This is a genomic window from Naasia lichenicola (assembly GCF_004801885.1).
Lineage (GTDB): Bacteria > Actinomycetota > Actinomycetes > Actinomycetales > Microbacteriaceae > Naasia > Naasia lichenicola.
The window spans coordinates 18,974-40,400 of sequence record NZ_SSSM01000004.1; the positions used below are offsets into that span (position 1 = coordinate 18,974).

Genomic DNA, 21,427 nt, shown 5'->3' on the forward strand with positions numbered 1-21,427 from the left:
GTCTAGTGTCTGGACGTTATACCGTTACCCATCCTCGCCGGGCAGCCTCGCCCAGGAATTCACGACGCCGAAACAGTCGGATACATCGGCGAAACACAAGCCGATCGAGCCTGGCCGTCGCGCACTGGCACTCGCGCCCCGGTGCCTTTGGGGAAATGCAAAAAGCCCGGAAGTCGTGGAGGACTTCCGGGCTTTCGTGCACCCCCCGGGACTTGAACCCGGAACCCACTGATTAAGAGTCAGTTGCTCTGCCAATTGAGCTAGAGGTGCGTGCGGTGCCACTCGGGCGAACCGACCGTCAACATTACCATGCGCGAGAGCCGCAAATCGCATGCTCGACGGCGCAGGATGCCGGGCTTCGTGCTGGATAGAGTGAAATCTCGACACCCGATCCTGTGGATCAGGGTGACAGGCGAAGGGACGATCCATGACGGACACCGCACGACTCGAGGTCGGCGACGCGGCACCCGAATTCGCACTGCCCGACGAGACCGGCAGCACCGTCTCGCTGGATCAGCTGCGCGGCCAGAAGGTCGTCGTCTACTTCTACCCGGCGGCCATGACGCCCGGCTGCACGACCGAGGCCTGCGACTTCCGCGACAATCTCAACTCGCTCGCCTCCGCCGGCTACAAGGTGATCGGCGTCTCGAAGGACGAGCTGCCCGCGCTGGTGAAGTTCAAGGAGCAGGAGAACCTCAACTTCCCGCTGCTCAGCGACCCCGACCTGGCGGTGCACAAGGCGTATGGCGCCTACGGCGAGAAGTCCCTGTACGGCAAGACCGTGACAGGTGTGATCCGCTCGACCTTCGTGCTGGACGAGCGCGGATCGGTCGTCCTCCCCCTGTACAACGTGAAGGCAACCGGACACGTCGCCTCACTCCGCAAGAAGCTCGGCATCGACGCGTAGCCTGCGACCTTCGGGGCCGCGTGCCTGTGCATCTTCTCCTCGCCCGAGGGTCAGGCGATGGACTCCACCACGGCATAGCGTCGACTGCGGAAGTGTCCGACCAGGGCGAGCAGCACGCCGGCCGCCGCCCACACGGCGAGCACGGTCCACGGGAACGCGGTGTCGGCCTTGGGGAAGTAGGACAGGTCCCGTAGGAGCGTCGCGCCGGCTCCCGGCGGGAGGTACTGACCGACGGCACCCCATGGCTCGGGCAGGAACTGCACCGGCGAATTGGACGACGAGATCGGATTGCCGATCAGCAGGAACAGGACAGGACCGATGGCGATGCCGGCCCGTCCGACGAGGGCCGCGACGCCGACGATGGTGCCGCCGATCGACAGGAACGCCAGCGCGAGAGCGGCCATGTTGACGAGTACGTCACCCTGCAGGATTCCGAGCCAGCCCTGGAGGATGCCTCCGGCCACGGCGCCCGCCGCGATCACGTAGATGGCCAGGGCGACCAGTCGGCGCGCGACTCCCGCCACGGCGAGAGTGAGGCCGATGCCGCCGATCATCCCGCCGATCACCATCGGGAAGGAAGCAGCCGCGAGCCCGACGCCGCGCGGGTCCGTGTCGGCGAGGGGCACGACATCGGTGACGGCGACGCTGATGACCGGCGCCTGGGCGCCTGACGCCGCGGCCTGCGCCTGGGCTGCGGCGTTCGCCTGAGCCTGGATGGAGCCGGCGATCCCGGTGAGGAGCTGGCTGACGACCGCGCTGCCGGCGGATGTGGTGAGGACCTCGGGCTCCTTGCCCAGGACGATCGCGCCATAGACCGCACGGGTCTCGATCAGCTCGCGGGCCTCGGCCTCGTCGTCGGCCGTGCGGAGGTCGAGCACACCGGGCTGATTCTCGTCGACGGCCGCGGTGAAGGCCTCGACCTGAACATCGGGGCCGACGATCGCGACGGGCAGGTCTTTCACCTCGGAGGTGACGCCCGGCCAGCTGAAGGCGAGGACGAGCACGCCGACGATGACCGCCATCAGCAGTCCGACGACGGGGATGCGCTTCCATGGTGTGGGCGCAGGTGCCCGATTCGCTGTGGTCGGTGTCGCGTTCGACATCCTGGTCTCCTCACTATAAAAAACGAATGCTCGTTCTTTATAGTGAGGATGGCGAGCCCCGTCAAACTCGCCACATCCCATCGACAGAATGGACCGCATGCCCCGCGTCACGGACGAACATCGAGCTGCTCGGCGTGAGCAGATCGCCGAGGCAGCGCTGCGCGCCTTCGCCGAGCGAGGGTTTCAGCACACCTCGATGGCCGACATCATGGACGAGGCGGGACTGTCAGCGGGTGGCGTCTACGGCCACTTCGCCAGCAAGCGAGAGATCGCGATCGAGGTCGCCGGGCGCGTGATGAGCGCACGCTCCGCCGAGATCGAGTCCGCGCGGGTGTCCGATCCCCTGCCCGAGCCCAGCGAGCTGATCGGCAGAGTCGTGCGATCGATGCGCGGCGAGCTGCGCGACAGCCGGCTGATCCTCCAGCTCTGGGCCGAATCGTCCATCGATCAGGAGATGCGCGAGATCGTCGCCGCCACCTTCGCGCGGCATCTAAGGCAGTCGATGACCGGCTACTTCACGGAATGGGCCCGCCAGAACCGCAGTCTCCCCGACCCCGAAGCAGTGCGGTGGGCCGACCTCGTGACGCCCGCCATCATCGGGATGATCCAAGGCTTCATCGTGCAGAGCGCGCTGCTCGACGACTTCGACGAGCAGGGCTACCTCGCCGCGATCGCGGAGCTGCTCCCCCACTGAGGCGGCGGCGCGACAGATCAGACGCGGCGGGTAGCCGCCACGACGCTCGGCGTGAACAGAAGAACCAGGGCGATCAGCGCCGGCACCAGCAGCGCCCATCCGACCGACGGCACGGCGAGGATGCCCTGAAAGCAGCCGATGGCGCACGCGATCTGGATCAGCTGCCAGGTGACGACGGCGCCGCGGATCCACGGCCGGGCTCTGAAGGTCGCGATGGTCAGCGCGACGAGGAAGATCGCGGCGATGACGGCGATCCCGATGAGAGCGATCGAGCCGCCCGAGACGGCGGCTCGACCGTCGATAATCTCGAGGATCAGGTAGCCCACGAGCGCGATGGAAGCGATCGCTTCGAGGCCCAGAACCACCCCCAGCGCCTTCAGGAGGACGGGCGCGACGACCCCGTCCGACATCGGTTCAGTTCCACTCACAGCGGGATCCCATACAAAGCTATTGATACAACGTTGCCCATATGCAACCATAAGTGAGGTCGTTTTCGATGCCCACACAGACGTGGGGCGCTCGGATCAGATGGTTTACCGAACATTCCGTCGCCGAGACAAACGACTGATCACCCCCCGATCTCCGGTCGATCGACCGTTCTGTCCGCACGTCTGAAGGAGCACCACCGCATGGATTGGCGCGACAAGTCCGCCTGCCTCACCGCCGACCCCGAGCTGTTCTTCCCCGTGGGGAACACCGGGCCGGCCGTCGACCAGATCGACAAGGCGAAGGCCGTGTGCGCTCGTTGCACCGTCACCGAGACCTGCCTCCAGTACGCACTGGAGACCGGCCAGGACTACGGCGTGTGGGGCGGCCTGTCGGAAGACGAGCGTCGCGCCCTCAAGCGCCGCGCAGCGCGCGCCCGCCGCGCCTCCTGACACCAGGCCCGCCAGCCCCTCCGCGCCCGCCTGCTCTGCTCCGCATCTCCACGGATCAGGCGATCCTCACCGGTCAGGCGATTCTGCGATTTCGAGCCCGCTTCAGGCGATTCTCACCTGAACCGCGTCCGAAGGCCTGAACCGTGAAAACGGCAGGTCGGATCCCGCGGGCAGCCTAGGCGGCGGTGACCCAGCGCATCGGGATCTCGATCGTGACCTCCGTGCCGCGGCCCACCATGGTGTGCCAGTCGATGGAGCCACCGAGCTCGCCCTGGATCAGGGTGCGCACGATCTGGGTTCCGAGGCCGGATCCGACCTTGCCCTCGGCGAGGCCGTTGCCGTTGTCGCGCACGAGAACCGTGAGGGTCTCGTTGTCCCGGGTTGCTCGGATCTCGACGGTGCCCTCGCGACCGGCGAGTCCGTGCTCGACCGCGTTGGTGACCAGCTCGGTCAGGGCGAGCGCGAGCGGTGTCGCCGATGAGCTCGGCAGCACGCCGAAGGTGCCGACCTTCTGCGGATGCACCTTGGTGCTGTGACTCGACGCGACCTCGGCGACGAGCAGCAGCACACGCTCGAAGACCTCGTCGAAGTCGACGTTCTGGTTGAGGCCCTCGGAGAGCGTGTCGTGCACGACGGCGATCGAGCCGACCCGGCGCATGGCCTGGATGAGGGCATCGCGCGCCTCATCGGTCCGCGACCGTCGGGCCTGGATCCTCAGCAGCGATGCGACCGTCTGCAGGTTGTTCTTCACCCGGTGGTGGATCTCGCGGATCGTCGCGTCCTTGGTGATGAGCTCCTGCTCCTGATGCCGCAGCTCGGTGACGTCGCGGCAGAGCACGATGGCCCCGAGGCGCTCGTTGCGATGTCGGATCGGGATCGCCCGCAGCGTCACGGTCACCCCGCGGGAGTCGACATCCGTGCGCCACGGAGCTCGCCCGGTCACCACGAGCGGCAGGGTCTCATCGACGGTGTGCTGCTCCTCGGCGAGCTCGGTCGTCACCTCGGCCAGCGACTCCCCCTCGAGCTCGCCGGTGAAGCCCATCCGGTTGAACGCGGACAGGGCGTTCGGGCTCGCGAAGGTCGTGATGCCGTCGACGTCGAGCCGGATCAGCCCATCGGACGCGCGTGGCGCCCCGCGACGCGGGCCGGACGGTGCTCCGAGGTCGGGGAAGTCGCCGGCGGCAATCATCCGAAACAGGTCGTCGGAGCACTCGTTGAAGGTGAGCTCCTGCCGACTCGGCATGCGCGTCTCGCTGAGGTTCGTGTGTCGGGTGAGGACTGCGATCGGCACGTTCGTGATCGCGAGGCCGCTCGGCGAGATGCGTCGCTGCACCGGGACCGCGCGCACCCGGGTGGGCGTCTCCTCGAACCAGTCGGGAGCGGACGAGTCGATGATCCGACCGCTCTCGAAGGCGTCGGTGACGAGCGCCTTCCACTCGGACTTGATCCGCTGCCCGACGAAGTCACGGTAGAAGAGGGTCGCGGAGCTCGACGGACGGGCGTGCGCGACGGCGATGAACGACCCGTCATCGGTCGGCACCCAGAGCACGATGTCGGCGAAGGCGAGGTCCGAGAGCAGTTGCCAGTCTCCGACGAGCAGATGGAGCCATTCGACGTCGGCGGCGTTCGAGCGGCCGCCGGTCGCGACGAGTTCACTCAGCGTAGGCACGGCCCCAGCCTACGACCGCCGCTCGGAACGAAGATCCGGGGCGCCCGGGTGGCGGCGGATGGAGGAGCTTGCCTCGCCCGCCGAGCGCGCGCTCATCTGGGAACCCCGATGAGACGGCTCCGACCGCCCCAAAGCATCACCGCGAGGTGAGCAGGCGCTCCAAGCCCTCCCGAAGGTCATCGCGGTCCGGCAGCGGCGAGTACTTGCCAGCGCGCGTGAGGTAGACGCGGCAAGTCAGTCCTGTCGGCTCGCCCTCGTCGAACGGAACCACTTCGACACCGTCCACTCTGATGGTCGGCGATCCGATGAAGCCGAGCGCTGCGGCATCGCCCTCCGACTCGACCCAGCGCTCCTCGATGGGCTCATCCGTGCGGCCGAGCGCATCCAAGGTCTCCCGCAGCCGCGTCCGCGCATCGTCGTGCGACGGGCAGCCCGACCAGATCAGTAGCTCGACCGCCATGGCGACTACTTCGTGCGGTGCAGCAGGAAGTCGTTGAGCGCGTCGGTGAACGTGCGGTCGATCGGCTTGGGCGTGCCGTCGACGGCGCGGATCGGTGCCGCGTGCCGCACGCTCGACAGCAGCCACGCGGCGTCGGCCTCGTGCAGAGCTGCGATCGGCAGCAGCTCGTAGGCGACCTCGAGTCCTTGGGTGACTGCGAAATCGAACACGTCGCCTTGGGTCGTTCCGGCCAGGATGCCGAGGTTGGTGCCGGGGGTGACGAGCCGGTCGCCGAACCGCAGCAGAATGTTGGACGTCGAGCCCTCGAGCAGATAGCCGTCGGAGCTGACGAAGACCGCGTCGTCCGCATCGCGTCGGTGCGCCTCGCGGATGACCGCGCGGTTCACGGCGTAGGAGAGCGACTTGGCGCCCTGGAGCAGCCAGGGGGAGGTCTGTCGGACGTCGTGGCGGTAGCCGCGATCCAGCAGCACGACGCGGATCCCCTCGGACCGAGCAGTGGCGCGGCCGAGGGCGGGAGCGGCGTACGCCCATCCGGTGGGCCGGTCGTCTCCCTCGATCCCGCGGGTCATGATCGTCTTCACGTACGCCTCGTCCACCGGATCGATGGCCGCTGCGGCAGCCTGGACCGCGTCGCGCCAGGCATCGGCGTCGGGCTCGGGCATCTCGAGGATGCCGGCTGACTTGGCGAAGCGGGCGATGTGCGCGTCGAGGGCCTGGATCGAGCCGTAGCCGACGCTGATCGTCTCGAAGACTCCGTCGCCGCGGGTGACGCCGAGGTCGAGCACGTTGACGAGCGGCTCGTCTGGCTCGACGAACCGGTGCGCGGGCGCCCCGTCGACATGCGCCGGTGCGGCGAGAGAGGGGCGGTTGAGCAGGACGAGGGCTGTGGATGGCACTCCCCCATCCTTCACCCGATCGCCGGGCCGAGCACACTCGACCGGGTCGGCGCTCGAGGGTGGCGTCGACTCCGCGCTCAACCGTGCCTCGAGCTCAGCGCCGTGGAGTCCAGCCCGAGGGCAGCGGGCCGTCGATCGAGGCGCGCTCCCGATCGACTGCGGCGGACCAGCCCTGCGCCGCGTCCTGCCCATCCATGGCTCCGCGCGCGAGGCGGAACCCGACATCCTCATGGGACATGCGGGGCGCTCCTCCGCGTCGGGTGCCGGCCCGCACGCTGAATGCATCGTCGGCGAATCCGCCGCCGCGGAACACGCGATAGCTGTCGTAGCGGGCGGGATCGAGCAGGTCCCAGCACCACTCCCACACGTTGCCCAAGATGTCGAAGAGGCCGTTGAGATTGGGCAGCTTGGCGCCCACGTTCTGCGGCGAGCTCACGCCATCGGCACTCGTCCAGGCCACCTCGTGGAGCGGCCCGTAGGTCGCGCCCGTCGATCCGGCCCGGCAGGCGAGCTCCCATTCGGCCTCCGTCGGCAGGCGGTACCCGTCGGCGTCGACGTGCCAGGTGACGTCCTCGCCGTCGAAGCCGTACGCGGGATCGAGTCCCTCCCACTCCGATGCGGCGTTGCAGAAACGGATGGCCCGCAGCCAGCTGACCTCGACCGCCGGCCGTCGCGGATGCACCGACGGCACATCCAGCAGCTCGGCCAGCTGCTCTTCCGTGACCGGGAAGACGCCGATCTCGAATGGCTCGAGGTCGACGCTCCAGCGCAGCATCCGGCGCGCGTCGTGCAGGGTGACAGTGCCCCCGGCGATCCGGGCGAGCTCGATCTCATCCACCGAGGAAGCCTGACATACGGCGCCGACGAGAGGTCTGCACCGTCTGCTGATCAGGCGTGCGCGAGCGGACGGGACCATCGCCCCCGCAGCTTGCGAGCGGTCTCAGGCACGTTCGCTGCGACGAGCTCCGCAGACACGAAGCGTGCGATGGCCGCGACGGCCGGAGACCGAGGCGCGGCCTCGCGGACGGTCCTGCCCGTCAGCAGCGCCGCGTCGTAGGCGACCGGGTCGCTTGGGACGAGGGCCGCATCGCGGATGCCCCCGAAGCGCAGCAGCGACGCGGCGATCTGCGATCCGGGATTGAGACCGACGGCGCTGGCACGCACCTTGTTGACGATCACACGGATGCGCTCGGCGTCGGCGAGCTCAAGCAGATCGACGTGCGCCCGCACCAGGCGCGAGAGTCCGATGGGATCCGCGCTGCCGACCGCGACCACGAGATCCGCTTCGGCGAGGGCGGCGAGGGTCGCCGCGTTCCTCCGCGGCGCGAAGAGGTCAGTGTAGGCGGCGCTATACGTCGGAGCTAGGGCGGCTACTCCGGCACAGCCACGATGGGTTTGAGGACAAAGAACAGGAGCCGCCTCTTCGTGTCAATCTCGACAAGCCGCCTAAATTCGCCTGATGACCAGGGCCATGGGTGACCTGACTTCGCGAGCCCTTGGATGTTTTCCATGAGTAGCTCCAGCTCTTCGACGCCCCTCCGCTCGCGCCTGATCACGTTGCGGAAGTCTGTCGCCTGAATCCGCATCATCTCTTTGCGGCGACCTTCGAGAGTCAGAGGCAGCTCCTGCGGGATGTCCTGTACCGCTAGCGCGTAGATGATCGCCTCCGTGGTTCTCGACGAAGGCAACGAATAGGCAGCACGCCTGATGTCGCGGCGCAGCTCTTCGGGAGAGTCGACCTCGAACGCCTTCAGCATCTCGGGACCCATCTGGGCGATGTGCTCGTGGGTAGCCCCAGGACCGGTCGCCAGCTTGCGCAGGAACTCGAGGCGCGCGGGGACATCGACCATTTATGAATGGTACCGCGTTGATTGGCATGCTTGCCAATGGCAGTAGTGCCAATGTACCCTCCCCAATAAGGAGGTCGTGCGATGACCAATACGGATCGTCTGAGACAGAACGTCGACGAGATCAAGGAAGCTCTCGCCTCTCAGCTGGATCCACGGCAGACGCTCGCCTCCGCTCTACCCAAGCCGCTCCCCCGGCGGCACCCGATTAGAAGGAGCAGTCCCGTGTCCCTCGTTCCAAACATCTCGTCGCTCCACGGCAGCAACCCGTTCCAGTCCGGTCACAGCTTGAGCGCGCCCCAGCTCAGTCCTCGCGCTTCGAAGGAGATGGAGAAGCAGACGGACCGGCTGGATGTCGCAGCCGAAGCCGCCATCTACGAGGACACGCAGATGCGCCGGGTCCGCTCGAATCGCGCTGAGATCGCCGAGCAGGAGGCTGCCGACCGCTCCTTCTATTTCCAGAACCGCATGCGCGACGCTGCACAGGTTGCCGACATCGTGCTGAACCAACCGAACGAAGCCCGCGCCAGCTACTTGGAACCCATGGCGGAGCTGTTCCGGGACATGGAGCTGGGCATCTACCGACGCACGTTCCTCTGATGGACCGGCTCATCGCGAGCATCACTCCGTCCGAGTTCGTGGCTGTCTGCCTGATCGTCGCGGTCATCGCCGCCCTGTTCGCCATCGCGGCGTGGAAGCTCGGCGCGCTCCTGGGCAGGAAGGCGGGCTTCGAGCGTGCCAGGCAGCTCTACGAGCGGGATGCCGTCCTATGGCGCATGCACGATGCGAACTACTGCGCGAACCTCGAGGCGCATCACCGCTTCATGAACCTGCTCAGGGCACTCGAGCAGATGGATGAGGACGTCCGGTGAAGCGCTTCTACAGCTCGATCTTCGGCATCGCGCTGCTGGTCTTCGGTGCCTTCGTCCTCTTCGACGCCATCGTCATGTTCGTGATCGTGGGCATCTCGAGGTACTACGTGCAGGTCGCGATCGGCGCATTCGTTGTCATCGCGATCTTCGTCGCCTACCGAGTCATTCGTAACCGATTGGCGCGTAAGGCGTTCTTTTAATTCGACGCGCTCCGTGTCAAAGTAATGCCAGATGTGGATGACACTTCTGGCATTACTTCTTCCTTCACTACTTCTCCCACCGGGGGTACTGATCTTGAAGTTGCAAAGCCAGAAGCAATTCGACCAGCAGCGGATCGGTTACACGCTGGGGTTCCCTCCTGATCTGACCGGCGCGCGAATGGCTGTGTGGATCGGATCCCTCCGCGGACTGATGCCCGGCAAGCTCGCCCGCGCATTCGGAATGCCCTCGATCTGCTTCGAGACCATTGGCACGAACTCCGGGATCATTCATCGCTTGCTCGTGCCGGCTGCAGATGCTGACTACATAGTCGGGCAGCTCCGAAGCCTGATCCCGGGCATCAACGTCACCCCGGACCACGACCGTGTCCGTGAGCAGTGGGTCGCCGGCATCTCCATCCGCATGTCCCGACCAATGCAGCCGATGATGCCCACTTCAGCGGAGGACATGTCGACGAGCCTCCTCGCTTCCATCGCGACCCTCGGGGACAAAGAGTCGGTGATGATCCAATGGGTCATAACGCCCGCCCCGGCGAAGATGCCACCGCGGTCCGAGGGCGCAGCGTCCGACCAGTTCGGCATCCTCCGGGCGTTGTCAGGTCGGATCACCGCGAGCGCTGAAGAACTCGAGCAGCGACGGACCAAGCTGCAGGAGCACAACGTCCTCGCTGCAGGTCGGGTCGTGTCCCTTGCCGAGACCAACGCACGTGGGCGACATCTGGTGGACCGAGTCCAGAAGGCGCTAGCCGGCATGCACACCAGCTCGAACCGCTTCAAATCCAAGCCGCTCGACCTGTACGGACTGGCTCAGGTGAACGAGGCACGCACGCCGATCCTCTTTGACGCCCAGTTCTCCGTGACGGAAGCGGTTGGGATCTTCGGATGGCCTATTGGTTCGCCTTATGTCGCGGGACTCCCCCGGGGCGCTGCCCGACACCTTCACGCCACGGCTGAGATCCCGCAGACGGGCAGGCTGATCGGGGTATCTAACGTCCCGGGGAACGAGCGCCCCGTCGCAGTCGGCTACCACGAAGCCCTCAGCCACACGTTCATCGTTGGCGGCACCGGATCCGGGAAGTCAGCGCTCATGGCGAACCTCTTCGCCCAGGACGTGGCGCATGGATATGGGGCGATCGTCATCGACGTGGGCGGCAGCGAAAGCCACGAGACCCTCTTCTCGCGCGCACTCAGCTACATCCCTACGGAGCGGATGCAGGACGTGATCATCGTCGACCCGAAGAACGGGGCAAACCGACCCGTCAGCTTCAATGTCCTCGATCAGGGCGCTCCTGGCGTGGTCGGGGATCAGATCACGCAGCTGTTCGAGCGCATCTACGGCGACTCGAAGTCCGGCGTCTGGCTACCCCAGCTGATCTTTCACGGGCTATGGACCCTTGCTGCTGCCGGCGGGTACGCCTTTACGGACATCATCCCTCTGGTCACCCCCGGCGCGAATGAACTTGCTTGGGCGGACGACATCAAGCGCTCCGTGAAGGACCGCGACCTGCAGCTTTTCTGGCAGCGCTGGGACAACATGCCAGAAGCGACCCGAAACACCTACGCGACTCCCCTGCTCAACCGCGCGTGGCAGCTAGCAAGCCGCCCCGAGACCCGCCACATCATTGGGCAGTCGAAGTCGAGCTTCCAGATGGACGACGTCATCAACCAGAACAAGATCCTGCTCGTGAACCTCGCGGGTATCCCGTCCGAAGCCGCGAAGCTCATCGCCTCTCTATTCATGGACGCGCTCTGGAACAGTGCCCAGCGGTTCACCCCGAGCAAGCCGAACTTCCTCTTCATAGACGAAGCGCAACTGCTGAAGCTGCCGATGAATGTGCAGTCGATGTTGCAGCAGGCAAGGAAGCACCGTCTCGGCGTAACGGTCGCGACCCAGAACATCGAGACCCTCGACCCGGATGTGCAGACTGGCGTGCTCACCAACGCCCTGACAAAGGTGATCTATCAAACCGAGGGACGAGCTGCCCGCCTATGGCAGGGAGAACTCGGCAGGAAGTACTTCACCGAAGAGGACCTTGCCCGCATCGGCAAGTACGAGGCTGTGGCGAAGATCGCCACGGAATCCAGTGGATCGAGCGCGCCGATCACGCTGAAGGTGACCGCTCCCCTGCCCACGACAGGCAATGACCACCACACCGTGCGCCTCAGTTCCGCGACCTATGGGCGACCGGTTGAGCAGGTCCGATCCGAGATCGAGAACAGACGAGCGCCAGCGCCAACTCCTGAGGACAAGCGACCGCCGATCGGCGAGTGGTAAACGCAAGAAACCCCGTCCAAATCACGGACGGGGCTTCTTGCTATTGCTTGTGTCTAGTGCGCTTCGTTGTACGCGTCGATGATCGACGACGCGATACGTCCGCGTGCGCTGACCTGGTGACCGTTCTCGGATGCCCACTGGCGAATCGCCTGCAGGTCCTTGTTCCCGGACGACTTAGCCGGCGCCGCGGCAGGCTTGCGACCGCCACCGTTACGGCGAGCTGAATCGATGTAGTCGCTCAGCGCCTCCCGCAGCTTGTCTGCATTCTCTTCGGACAGGTCGATCGAGTAGTCGATGCCCTCATAGCCGAACTGGACAGTCTTCGTAGCCGGCGAACCATCAATGTCGTCCAGCAGTTCAATAACGTGCTTCTGCACCATAAGAGCCTCCCTAAAGCTTGAAATAAACGATATGGGCAAATACTCGTCTTTGCAAGTTGGTACGCCTAGAAACGCCTGAGAATAGGTCATAGGTGCGTATATGAAGGGCGTTCGATGGTTCTAGACCTGAAAATAGCCCATCAGGTCAAGACGCGCCGTGTAGGCAGTCAGGGGAAGCCCCGTTGCAGGGGTATTCACCTTTGCGTATACCGCCGTGCCTCCGTTTAGCGCTGCTCGAGCTGATGCGAGGGTAAGCGCGTTCGAGGATGTCAGCCCGATACCAGCCAAGGTTCCCAACAGACCCTGGGATGCGGCGATGTCGGCGTAGTTCGGTCCGGTGGCACCCACCGCTAGCTGAGCCTGGGTCAGGACGTTGCCAGTAAGCGAGAGGATCTCGACATGCACGCCAATCACGACGAAGCGGAAAGATGTCGGAGCTAATGTGTAGATGAGAGTCGACCCGGTCGCAGCTAGATTCACTGGCGCGGTTCCTCGAAGTACGCGGAGCGCGTCCGTAGGGAACCAGCCGGAGCCGTTACTCCGATAGAACATCGTCGTGTCTGATGCGTAAGCCAGATCACCGGGGCGCCCAGTGGTCGCCATCATGTTCGCCTCGCTGTCCCAGACCTGATTCTGCCCGTAGTACTGGACGCCTACACCCATGGCTAGTTGTTTCCGATCACGATCCAGTTAGCGCCGTTGCTCTGGACACGGACGTACTTGTATTGGGTGCTCAAGCTATAGGTACTGGCTCCGTCGATGGTCTGGCTAGACGTGGTGACGACCGTTATCACTCCAGTACCCGAGTTCTTGATGAGGTACTCGCGCCCGGCGATGCCTGCGGAGGTAGGAAGCGTCGCGTTCACCGTTCCACTCGTGAAGTCGACCACCGCGTCACTGGCACCCAAGGTGTACGCCGCCGTCTTCACAATGTAGGCAATCGCAAACGAACCCGCTGATTGCAACGTCGAGTGAGGGGCACCAGCTTGCCCAACCACTAGCCGTTGGTTGACGCTGTCAGCTACGACGTATGTCGTGTTACTTGCTTGCTTCAGCTGAAACGAAATAGTGCTGTCGCCCCCGGGACGGAACACGAGAGCACCAGTCCCCTTGGTTTTGATCGTCCCTTGAACGTTCGTATCAGACCCCGTAAAAATCAGTGACGGCGAGATACCAGCTGCCCCATTAGCCATTTGTAGATAATTGACCGCTAAACCCGCTGCAGGAAGTGATAAGGCTATGGCGCCTGTCGTGTCATTTATTTGTGCAATAGCGGGTGTCGTGATGGTAGGCGAAGACGCAAGAACCAGGGCACCACTTCCGGTGGAGGTAGAACCGCCAGATCCTCCTTGAGACACCGACAAAGGTGTCGTCAATCCACTCAGACCTGTAATGTCCGAATTGGCTCCCTTGGCAGCTTTTGATCCGACCTGAGTCTGCAAAATGGCATCGGCTGAGTCAACATACAGCTTTGTTGCTGCATGGAGGTTCACCGTGGGCGCCCCCGAGAGAAGGACCGGCACAGAAAAGTTTGCAGCAGTGCTATCCACGACGACCCGGTCAGTAACGGAATTCAAGGAGTTGCCTGAAATACCTGGCGTTGGAGTCTGCAGTCGGATGACGGCCGTACCGGATCCTCTAGATTCAGACGCTACCAGGAGCAGTTCTCCGGCGTCTTTGTCTACGGCATCCAGTGCCGGCTGACCACTATAGATCTTGTGATTGAAGCCCGGGAGACCTGAGCCTCCAGAGCGGGCTACTCCAGTGTTACGGGGCGTATCACCGGCGTAGGTAAGCCCGTCTGCAGTTTGAACGCCCGCCGGAGCCCCAACAATAAGGCGACCACGTTGCGAGCTTGTAAGGCGCATACGCTCTTCCTGTATTTGGGTGGTGGTACCGCTTGACGTGTCGCGCGAAGTCCAGAAACCTACGTATCCCAGTCCAGAGTTTCCTGTTCCTATTCCAGACTTGATGTCCACATGACCGCCACCAAGGTTCGTGCCTCCGATAACGGAATCAGCCGCCTTAATTATGAGTGAGCCGCCAGCGCCAATCTTCGATTGCCCTATACCGATGGCGTGATCGCCCACGTCGCTAAGTTGTATATCTTGCCCTAACCCAACGTTTGCATGGTAAGAAATCTCATCGGAGAGACCAGCTCCCCCAGGCGTCGAGATAGGCGTAGTAGTGTTGAGGATTCGATTTCCAAGGAAGCTAATCCCGTGAACGTCATACAAATAGACACCTGTATCAGAGCCGTCGATGATGTTCTGACTTACAATCACATCTCGAAGATGCTGAAGGTTGATACCCCTAGTGAGATCAACGCCGCCTTCCTTCGTCCCATCCACCTGATTGTTCGCAATGATGACGTTCCGGGTATAGGAGACTGCCCCCTCATCTTGCCCCTGAACGTAGATGTTTCCACCAATCACATGGTTGTGGGTGATGGTCAGGAATCGACTTTCTTCTGTTTGACCGACGTTGCTGTCCGTGAAAACTACGATGCTGGCTCCGCGCCCCGACCCCCCGGGACTTAGCACATTATTCGAGACGGTCACGTGATAATGCGGAATCTTCTCGCCACCAAGCGTGATGAATCCGTCGACGACATTGTTGGCAATAACGAAGCGCTTTTGAGCAACGAGGTTGATAGCCGACGGCGAATACGTGAGTCCGAGATCACCCTGGCGAATGAAGTTGTTCTCAATAATGACCTGGCTGATCGTGGAGATCGAATCGTCTGGGCCACCAAAAATTACGTCCCCGTTTCCTCCTCCTACCAAGCGGTTGTGGTGAATCCAGATCTTGTTTGAGTCTGCCAGGTTGTTGTTCTTGATCGAAAGGCATGTTCCTGGCGTATTGAGAACCTGACAGTGGTCGACTTCCACTATGCCGCTACCATTGGCGATGTTTATGATTTTGTCGGAATCAATGCTATTGACACCATTGATAAAGAGATTGGATACGCGAGCGTTACTGATATTGCTAATATTTATTGTGCGCCCGCCACCAGGGGTAGGCGTTAAGACTGTCGCGACGCCCTCTCCCGACAGCCACACGTTGCTCCGCATGCTGATGGCACCGTTCATTGAATAGTTGCCGGCGCGCAATACAACTCGTCCTCCACCAGCTGCACTGACCGCGCTTATAGCAGTATTGATGACCGTGTGGTCATTAGTGCCACTCGTGCTGTAATCCGCTGCAATACCTGTCGGCGCGACAATCTTCGATACCGTCCGGGTTCGTACAATAGGCGACGATGCAGAGCCCGCGAGGTCACCCGCTAGTCGAACCAATCCTTTGACTGATGACGTGGCGTCTCCCGGCAGCGCCGATGCTTCGGCTAGACCTGTCACGACCCCTGTACGTCCATTGACGCTCTGAACCTGGCCATCCTCACCCCTAGGCCCTTGCACACGCGCCTGCACTTTGAAGATCGGCGCCGCCTTGACCTGCGCCACGATCTTCATAGAGCGGATAGAGCTACCCACTAGGAGCTTCCCCGTGGAGGAGTCACCTCGACTTCTACAGAGTCGAAGCGGAATGTGGTCAGCTTTTGGGCTGCGCTGAGGTACCGCCCGTACCAGTAGTACTTTCCGACTGGAATCAACGAGCTATTTGGGACGCCCGCCTGGCTCGACAACTCGAAGTCGAACGATGTCACGTCAGATTCGAACGGTCCGAGCGAGGACGTGATGACCGCCGATGGATCTACGACCGTATCGCTGGCGTTCGCACCCCTCGGAATGACAAAGAGGTAAGCGGACCCTCCCGTTACGTCCCCGAACAGAGCGGTAGCCGGGACCGGAACCGTCTGATCGTCTCCGCGGATGATCTCGGGAGGCTTAGCCATCTAGTTGGATGCCCCGTCGTTTTTCTGCACGTTGAGCGCCGCAAGCACGTTGATCACGGCTACCTCACCGCTCCAGAGGGCGACTTCGAGGGATCCGATGTAGTCCTTGGCTAGGAGATAGGCAATGACCGGCGTGCCGAGCGCGGTTGCGACATATAGGACGACGCGGACCTTGGGAGGGATGCTGACTTGCATACTCACCCCGCTACCACTTCGTAGAGCCCTGGCTTCAGGGTCGTGGCGGATTGGGACTTGCTGCCCTGGATGCCTTGAGCCACCTGGTCGCGCTTGAACCCATGTAGGTCGTTCATCACAGGGGTAATCAACTCGATCGACTGGTGCATGTCACCGTTCCATGCTTCGGATGCGATGACCGCGTCCTTGTACTTGGTGGCGTCGATGCCCTTGGCTTTCCAGCTCTTCAGGTCCTCGTACTCTTCGTATGAAATTGAGATCATGCTTCCTCCTCTCGAGGTGGTTAGTTCTTGCCCGACGAACGTCGCGACGCTGCTCAGGTGGCAGTACGTCACGTATGAGTCGCCCACCCGCACCGTGACGTAGTTGCCCCATTGGCTCCCGATTCCCACGGCGACTACGGTGCCCGGCTGAAACTCGTACGGCGTCGGGTCGATGTCCTTCTGGCAGGCGATATCCGTGCCCGCTTGTATGTGCAGGTGAGGACCGCCGGTCACCCCGGTGTTGCCCGTGTAGCCGATGATCACGCCACCGATGACGATCGGCGTTCCGACTGGACACGCTCGATCGTTCCCGCGGTGGTACTTGCCCACTGAGCCTTTAGGTCCGTAGAAGACACCGTCCGTTGCTCGGTAGCCGAAGGTCACTGGGAAGTCATTGGCGATCATCGTCCGCCTCCCTTACGACTCTTCAAGTCAAGAGCGTGGAAGAGCAACGCGAGCGAGAAGAGCGACGAGAGGACAAAAGGAAAGAGCGCAGGCGGGCTTGGAAGCGTCAGCGTGTAGAGGACGGTGGCGATACAGAGCATCGCCGCGAACGTCAGCCGGAGGAACCCCTTCTGCCAAGCGATGATCGCGGTGAGCAGGTATGGAATCAGGCGTAGTGCGATCAGCAGAGTGATCATCGCGCGGCTCCCGATCCGATGAAGAACGTGATGATGCCGGCTGCGCCCGCGGTGATGATGCCAGCTGCCTTGACGAGATCCTTGTTGTCGTACCACTTGCGCTGAACGGTGAGGTTCTCCGCCTTGATGTTCTGGATCGTCGGGTGCTTCGCCATGTAGTCCTCTTGCCACTTGGCTTGGCTCTCCTGCAGCTCGGCGCTGCGCTCGAGCTTGTTCACGCGCCCGTTGGTCTTATAGGTCTGCGTCTTGATCTCAGCGACGTCCGACATCAGGACTTCCTGGTTGATCGTGAGCGCCACGAGCTTGTCCATGATGTCTCTGCCCGAATAGCCGATGTCCTCGCGGTTGTGCTCACTCATGAGGGCTGCCTCTTCAACGATCCGGCGAAGTAGGTGAGGAATGCACCAGCCTTGACCTGATTACCCACAGTCCCGGAGATTCGAACCTCGACGTAGTCTCCAGCGACCAGCTCGATATCGTCGGCTACAGCACTGGAAAAATCGAATGTAGCGCTGGCTAGTACCTCCGTTCCCCTACTTGTTTCCGAGCCGTTCTTGAAGAGGGAAATATACAGAGCGTTTCCGCTGGCAATGTTGTGGTTCACGGCTGCTTTGAATTCATACGTCCCCGTGTGCTGGGCAGTGAAGCGGTAGGTGCTGGTGCTGAAGTTGTTCAGGGTGTCGCGATTCTCGGCATCGAGGTGCACGACGTCGCCGCTTGCTCCAAGCGCGTAAGCATTGGAAAGATACGCGCGGAAGTTTGGCTTCGTAGATGCGGGAGCGAGGATCCGATCGTTGTACAAAACAGCGACCGCTGAGCCGTTCGTGACGACCTTCGCGACTAGCAGGTTGTTCGCTGGGGTCGCGGGTACGGAGGAGCCGTTCGCGAGCGCTGAGTACTGCACGACACCATTTAGATCGATGTAAACGTAGGTGTCTTTGCTTGCAGTAAACGCATACGAAGTCACCATAGCCGTTGTAAGACGCTTTCCGGCTATGTAGGAAACAGCTGCACTCATCGTGGCGTTTAGACCGGTGAGCGGGCTCCAGACACCGCCAGAGGCAACAAAATCACCCATTGATTCGTACAGGCGTGTGTAAGGACTGGCTTCTGCCGTCATGGCAGAGCCGGGAATCGTGCTAGCGGTGAGCTTAGTTCCGCTGAGGGTCGAGACATTGGTATCATCAATGCCGCCATTGACGACGACTGCCAACGCGTTGGCACCCTGATTCACCGACTCAGCGGTTATCTCATCATTCGGATCAACTTGAGGAACGGAGGCTAATATAGCTTTGTCTCGTGAGCCCGTCCTAGTTATTCTCAATATAGCAGAATGCACCGGGCGTGAAAATAGGCGAGGGGTCTATTCTTCGCTTATTCCACCGCCATAGAGCAGGGCATTGCTTTGAGATCCTTGGAGACGAGCCCGTAGCGCCGCAAACTTCGCAGCCGCGACCCGCGGATTATCAGTTAATTGAGGTAATGCCTTAATGAGGGCTGCCGCGTCGGCGTCTGACACCGTGCCGCTACCGTTAATCGCCTTAGCGAGCTGTGACGTCGCGGACTCGGCGAGTGACGTGTATGCGGCTGCGTTGTCGTCCAATCCAGCGTTGCCGAGGAAGGTCTGGACCCGCCCACCGATTTGTCCGCCGCCGCTACCAGCTTGTTGGAACAGTCCTTCGAGCTGGTCGAGTGTGCTGAGTCCGTTCGATGATGTCGCGAGAGCCTGTCCTGTCGTGGCGCTCAGACTTCCGAGACCAGGCGCCTGTTGGGATGATTCCCAATCTGTCGAGAGCGCGTAGAGCTGCTTGAGTTGCGCAGCCGCTTCTTCGTCCCCGGCGGCAAGTGCCTTCGTATATGCCTGCGCAAAGTCGGCACTAGATGCGCCAAATGGGTTCTCTTGTTCCTCGGGCGGCGTCGTGGCTGTTTGGTCCAAGGTGCCCGCGGGGTTCGTAGTGAAGCCTGGTTGGATCGTCGGGTCGATAGGCATGGCACCGGCATCGGACTCTGGATCGGTCAGTGCGTTCACGGCGATGCGAGAGCCGCCCTGACGGGCGATTAGTGGCACCACGCCTTGCGTGCCGGCTACGCCTGCAAGCGCGTCGGTGAGACCTCGAACCGCCGGCTTAGCCCCGCTTCCTCCGACGAGATCTGCAGCGGTGCGCAGTGTTGTGCCGGCTACTCGTGCAGCCGGATTTTTTAGGACGTTTGTCGCGGCGCCGCCAAGGGTATCCAGGAGCCCGTTGCCTCCCCCTGCAAATGCGTTTCCAACTCGTCCGCCGAAAGTCATCGCGTTGCGCTCGCCCTCATCGATTATCTTGCCGACCTTGACAAATGGAGCAACTGAACTGCGAAGCTCATCCACTGTTTTGGAGCCGAAAATGTTGTCGTCGACGTACTGGGTCCATTTCGGGTTATCCGGGAAGAGACCAGTGAGAGTGTCGCGAACCTTCGGCGTCAGAGCGGAAGCAACACCTCCGTTCGCACCCGCGCCAACGAAGAGGCGATCCTCGAGTTCGTCACGTACGAGCTTCAGGACTGCTGCCTGATCGAGGCGTTCCGGAGTGCTGAGGCGATAGTTGTCGCCCTTACCGCTGAGATTCGCAATGCGCTTCTCGAGCGCGCGGATGACGCCGATCGAGGCGTCCGGATCAGCTCCTGTAGCGAGTGAACCTGCCGGTCCCCCGTTGAGCTTGCCCATTTGCGCCTTGAAGATCTGACGAACCGACTTGGCATCTGCGTCCACAAGTCCGTTGTTCGAAATAGCCTGCTCAAGTACCTCGTCGAGTCCGGAGGTGTTGACGCCCTTCGCGGTGCCTACGGCATCCGCGGTTGCCTTGGTGATGATGCCGCTGCCGCCTGTTATAGCCGAGGCGATGCGCTCTGCGTCCGCAGGCTTCGTGATACCTGCGCCGGCAAGAGTCGAGATGGTCGCCTTCGGGTCCGTAGATCGCGCGAATGGTTTCGAGATGGTGCCGTACTGCGAGGTGAGAGCGTTGTCGCCCAAAGTGCGTAGCCGACCGGCGAGCGACGTCTTGGCAGCGGTGCCACCGGTCGCTTTGACCGCAGTGTTCACAGCTGCTTTGGATCCCACCCCACCCAGAGCCTTGATGCCTGCGCCCGCGAGCTTGAGACCGCTTCCTATAGGCAGGGATGTAACGCCACCAAGTAGTGCTTCGCCAGCTACGCCCTTACCTAGATCCGCTTCACCTTCGGCTGAGTTCTGCAGCACCTTGCCTCCGGCGGAACCCCCGGCTCCTCCGATCAGTGCTCCCACGAGCCCGCCGATCGCCGTACCGAGTCCCGGAACCACTGAGCCGAGCGCAGCGCCTGCTGCGCCGCCTGCCAATGCTCCTCCCGAACCGCCCAGTGTGGGAATCAATGACGTGAGAAACGTTCCCTTCTTCTTTTTAGGTGTGGCTACGCCTGTCGCCCAGTTCGGGTTCGCCTTAGCGATGAAATTCGGATCGTTTTGCATCATGCACCTCCCAAGATGTAGCTATATCGCTGGACGTCGACAGGGTTGAACTGCCCGATGCCGGTCTTGACCTGGTTGGAGTTCTTGAGGATCGCGGCTGAGGTCTTGTCGCCCGCCTTAGCCATCATCTGGATGACGTTGATGATCGGCTGATTGGTAGCCGTGGCGTACTGCGCCGCCGTGATCGGCTGACCGGATGCGTTCACGAAGTAGAATCCGCTTGATGCGCTCTTGCCATCGTTGAAGCCGTACTGGGCAGGCGGCTTGGCAGCACTTGTCGTTGCGGTCTTGTCGGTGCCCGTCAAGTACGCACCGATACCGGCAGTCGAGCTGGAGGCTGCAGCAGCTGCGGACTTCTGCAGCGCGTAGCTCAGATCAAATTGGCGCTGTTGCTCGGCAAGAGTCGCCGCGCTCTGGTCGGCGCCGATCTCGTTATCCCGGATGCCTTGCGCCTGGCTGACAGCTTTCAGCTGCAGATCGCTGAGGGACTGAGCAAGCGTGGTGGCTTTCGCAGCGCCTGTGGCTTTGAGACCGGCGACGGCTGGTGCGAAGTCGGTGGCGGCATACTTTGCCTGCTCCCCCACGGGGATGCCAGAGAAGCCAAGACCACGCGTTCGAGCGCCGTTCAATATGTTTTCGTTGGCGACGCCGAGTTTGGCTTCTGCCTGAGCGATGCCAGCCTCTGTCTCACCCGGGACGGCATCGAGTTGAGACTGTACGACCTTACGACTGGGATCGTAATAGGGGTTCAATTCAGCAAGGATCTGATCGAGGCTTCTTGCCACTCAATATTCT

The 21,427-nt window shown here is 62.4% G+C and carries 25 protein-coding genes and 1 tRNA gene; 7 read left to right on the forward strand and 19 right to left on the reverse strand.

Translation table 11 applies throughout. From position 1 onward, the window contains the following. Window positions 1–197: 197 nt before the first annotated feature. Window positions 198–270: transfer RNA gene (locus tag E6C64_RS08395), tRNA-Lys, on the reverse strand. Window positions 271–427: 157 nt separating this feature from the next. Between E6C64_RS08395 and bcp the strand changes: the two genes are divergently transcribed. Next, a complete protein-coding gene (gene bcp / locus E6C64_RS08400; protein WP_136427006.1) occupies window positions 428–907 on the forward strand; it encodes a thioredoxin-dependent thiol peroxidase in 480 nt (159 codons plus the stop codon). A gap of 50 nt (window positions 908–957) precedes the next feature. Here bcp and E6C64_RS08405 read toward each other — a convergent pair whose 3' ends face one another. Further along, the gene (locus E6C64_RS08405) at window positions 958–2,010 is read right to left on the reverse strand and encodes an ABC transporter permease (protein ID WP_136427007.1); all 1,053 of its coding nucleotides are present in this window, start codon (window positions 2,008–2,010) and stop codon (window positions 958–960) included. A 97-nt stretch (window positions 2,011–2,107) separates the two neighbouring features. Between E6C64_RS08405 and E6C64_RS08410 the strand changes: the two genes are divergently transcribed. Then, window positions 2,108–2,704 carry a TetR/AcrR family transcriptional regulator gene (locus E6C64_RS08410; RefSeq protein WP_158437777.1) on the forward strand — a complete coding sequence of 199 codons (597 nt, stop codon included), beginning with the start codon at window positions 2,108–2,110 and terminating at the stop codon, window positions 2,702–2,704. Between the two features lie 17 nt (window positions 2,705–2,721). On the opposite strand, the gene E6C64_RS08415 is transcribed toward E6C64_RS08410, so the two are convergent. Then, entirely contained in the window at window positions 2,722–3,132 is a 411-nt protein-coding gene (locus E6C64_RS08415; protein ID WP_136427009.1) for a hypothetical protein, read from the reverse strand. 201 nt (window positions 3,133–3,333) lie between these two features. Here E6C64_RS08415 and E6C64_RS08420 point away from each other — a divergent pair, with 201 nt between their 5' ends. Further along, window positions 3,334–3,582 (forward strand): WhiB family transcriptional regulator, encoded by a 249-nt coding sequence (locus E6C64_RS08420; protein ID WP_136427010.1) that lies wholly within the window; start codon window positions 3,334–3,336, stop codon window positions 3,580–3,582. A 175-nt stretch (window positions 3,583–3,757) separates the two neighbouring features. Here E6C64_RS08420 and E6C64_RS08425 read toward each other — a convergent pair whose 3' ends face one another. The 6 genes from E6C64_RS08425 to E6C64_RS08450 all read right to left on the reverse strand — a co-directional run bounded on the left by E6C64_RS08425 (window position 3,758) and on the right by E6C64_RS08450 (window position 8,457). Next, a complete protein-coding gene (locus E6C64_RS08425) occupies window positions 3,758–5,251 on the reverse strand; it encodes a sensor histidine kinase (protein WP_136427011.1) in 1,494 nt (497 codons plus the stop codon). Between the two features lie 136 nt (window positions 5,252–5,387). Continuing rightward, complete coding sequence (locus tag E6C64_RS08430; RefSeq protein WP_136427012.1) at window positions 5,388–5,711, reverse strand: DF family (seleno)protein; 324 nt, start codon at window positions 5,709–5,711, stop codon at window positions 5,388–5,390. A gap of 5 nt (window positions 5,712–5,716) precedes the next feature. Continuing rightward, window positions 5,717–6,607, reverse strand: a complete 891-nt coding sequence (locus E6C64_RS08435; RefSeq protein WP_136427013.1) for an aminodeoxychorismate lyase — start codon at window positions 6,605–6,607, stop codon at window positions 5,717–5,719. Window positions 6,608–6,701: 94 nt separating this feature from the next. Next, window positions 6,702–7,445, reverse strand: coding sequence for a formylglycine-generating enzyme family protein (locus tag E6C64_RS08440; RefSeq protein ID WP_136427014.1), 744 nt, complete (start codon window positions 7,443–7,445; stop codon window positions 6,702–6,704). Between the two features lie 50 nt (window positions 7,446–7,495). Continuing rightward, window positions 7,496–7,882 carry a CpaE/TadZ family protein gene (locus E6C64_RS08445; protein ID WP_136427015.1) on the reverse strand — a complete coding sequence of 129 codons (387 nt, stop codon included), beginning with the start codon at window positions 7,880–7,882 and terminating at the stop codon, window positions 7,496–7,498. Window positions 7,883–7,977: 95 nt separating this feature from the next. Continuing rightward, the gene (locus E6C64_RS08450; RefSeq protein ID WP_136427016.1) at window positions 7,978–8,457 is read right to left on the reverse strand and encodes a hypothetical protein; all 480 of its coding nucleotides are present in this window, start codon (window positions 8,455–8,457) and stop codon (window positions 7,978–7,980) included. An 81-nt stretch (window positions 8,458–8,538) separates the two neighbouring features. Between E6C64_RS08450 and E6C64_RS19010 the strand changes: the two genes are divergently transcribed. The 4 genes from E6C64_RS19010 to E6C64_RS08470 are packed head-to-tail and all read left to right on the forward strand — an operon-like array spanning window position 8,539 to window position 11,819. Then, window positions 8,539–9,054: a hypothetical protein gene (locus tag E6C64_RS19010; protein WP_158437778.1), complete on the forward strand. Its 516-nt coding sequence runs from the start codon at window positions 8,539–8,541 to the stop codon at window positions 9,052–9,054. Then, window positions 9,054–9,326, forward strand: coding sequence for a hypothetical protein (locus E6C64_RS08460; RefSeq protein WP_136427018.1), 273 nt, complete (start codon window positions 9,054–9,056; stop codon window positions 9,324–9,326). Before E6C64_RS19010 ends, E6C64_RS08460 begins: the two co-directional genes overlap by 1 nt. Continuing rightward, window positions 9,323–9,526 carry a hypothetical protein gene (locus E6C64_RS08465; protein ID WP_136427019.1) on the forward strand — a complete coding sequence of 68 codons (204 nt, stop codon included), beginning with the start codon at window positions 9,323–9,325 and terminating at the stop codon, window positions 9,524–9,526. The genes E6C64_RS08460 and E6C64_RS08465 overlap by 4 nt, the downstream gene beginning before the upstream one ends. A 31-nt stretch (window positions 9,527–9,557) precedes the next feature. Next, window positions 9,558–11,819, forward strand: coding sequence for a type IV secretory system conjugative DNA transfer family protein (locus tag E6C64_RS08470; protein ID WP_136427020.1), 2,262 nt, complete (start codon window positions 9,558–9,560; stop codon window positions 11,817–11,819). 53 nt (window positions 11,820–11,872) lie between these two features. On the opposite strand, the gene E6C64_RS08475 is transcribed toward E6C64_RS08470, so the two are convergent. The 10 genes from E6C64_RS08475 to E6C64_RS08520 all read right to left on the reverse strand — a co-directional run bounded on the left by E6C64_RS08475 (window position 11,873) and on the right by E6C64_RS08520 (window position 21,417). Next, on the reverse strand, window positions 11,873–12,199 hold the full coding sequence (locus E6C64_RS08475; RefSeq protein WP_136427021.1) for a histone-like nucleoid-structuring protein Lsr2: 327 nt from the start codon (window positions 12,197–12,199) through the stop codon (window positions 11,873–11,875). A 120-nt stretch (window positions 12,200–12,319) separates the two neighbouring features. Further along, window positions 12,320–12,862 carry a hypothetical protein gene (locus tag E6C64_RS08480; protein WP_136427022.1) on the reverse strand — a complete coding sequence of 181 codons (543 nt, stop codon included), beginning with the start codon at window positions 12,860–12,862 and terminating at the stop codon, window positions 12,320–12,322. A gap of 2 nt (window positions 12,863–12,864) precedes the next feature. Then, on the reverse strand, window positions 12,865–15,663 hold the full coding sequence (locus E6C64_RS08485; protein ID WP_136427023.1) for a hypothetical protein: 2,799 nt from the start codon (window positions 15,661–15,663) through the stop codon (window positions 12,865–12,867). 392 nt (window positions 15,664–16,055) lie between these two features. Continuing rightward, a complete protein-coding gene (locus E6C64_RS08490) occupies window positions 16,056–16,250 on the reverse strand; it encodes a hypothetical protein (protein WP_136427024.1) in 195 nt (64 codons plus the stop codon). Between the two features lie 2 nt (window positions 16,251–16,252). Then, window positions 16,253–16,918: a M23 family metallopeptidase gene (locus E6C64_RS08495; RefSeq protein WP_136427025.1), complete on the reverse strand. Its 666-nt coding sequence runs from the start codon at window positions 16,916–16,918 to the stop codon at window positions 16,253–16,255. Next, complete coding sequence (locus E6C64_RS08500; protein WP_136427026.1) at window positions 16,915–17,154, reverse strand: hypothetical protein; 240 nt, start codon at window positions 17,152–17,154, stop codon at window positions 16,915–16,917. Before E6C64_RS08500 ends, E6C64_RS08495 begins: the two co-directional genes overlap by 4 nt. Continuing rightward, window positions 17,151–17,513 (reverse strand): hypothetical protein, encoded by a 363-nt coding sequence (locus E6C64_RS08505; protein ID WP_136427027.1) that lies wholly within the window; start codon window positions 17,511–17,513, stop codon window positions 17,151–17,153. Before E6C64_RS08505 ends, E6C64_RS08500 begins: the two co-directional genes overlap by 4 nt. Further along, window positions 17,510–18,493: a C1q-like domain-containing protein gene (locus tag E6C64_RS08510; protein WP_136427028.1), complete on the reverse strand. Its 984-nt coding sequence runs from the start codon at window positions 18,491–18,493 to the stop codon at window positions 17,510–17,512. Before E6C64_RS08510 ends, E6C64_RS08505 begins: the two co-directional genes overlap by 4 nt. 24 nt (window positions 18,494–18,517) lie before the next feature. Continuing rightward, window positions 18,518–20,635: a hypothetical protein gene (locus tag E6C64_RS08515; protein WP_136427029.1), complete on the reverse strand. Its 2,118-nt coding sequence runs from the start codon at window positions 20,633–20,635 to the stop codon at window positions 18,518–18,520. Next, a complete protein-coding gene (locus E6C64_RS08520) occupies window positions 20,632–21,417 on the reverse strand; it encodes a hypothetical protein (RefSeq protein WP_136427030.1) in 786 nt (261 codons plus the stop codon). Before E6C64_RS08520 ends, E6C64_RS08515 begins: the two co-directional genes overlap by 4 nt. Between the last annotated feature and the right edge of the window lie 10 nt (window positions 21,418–21,427).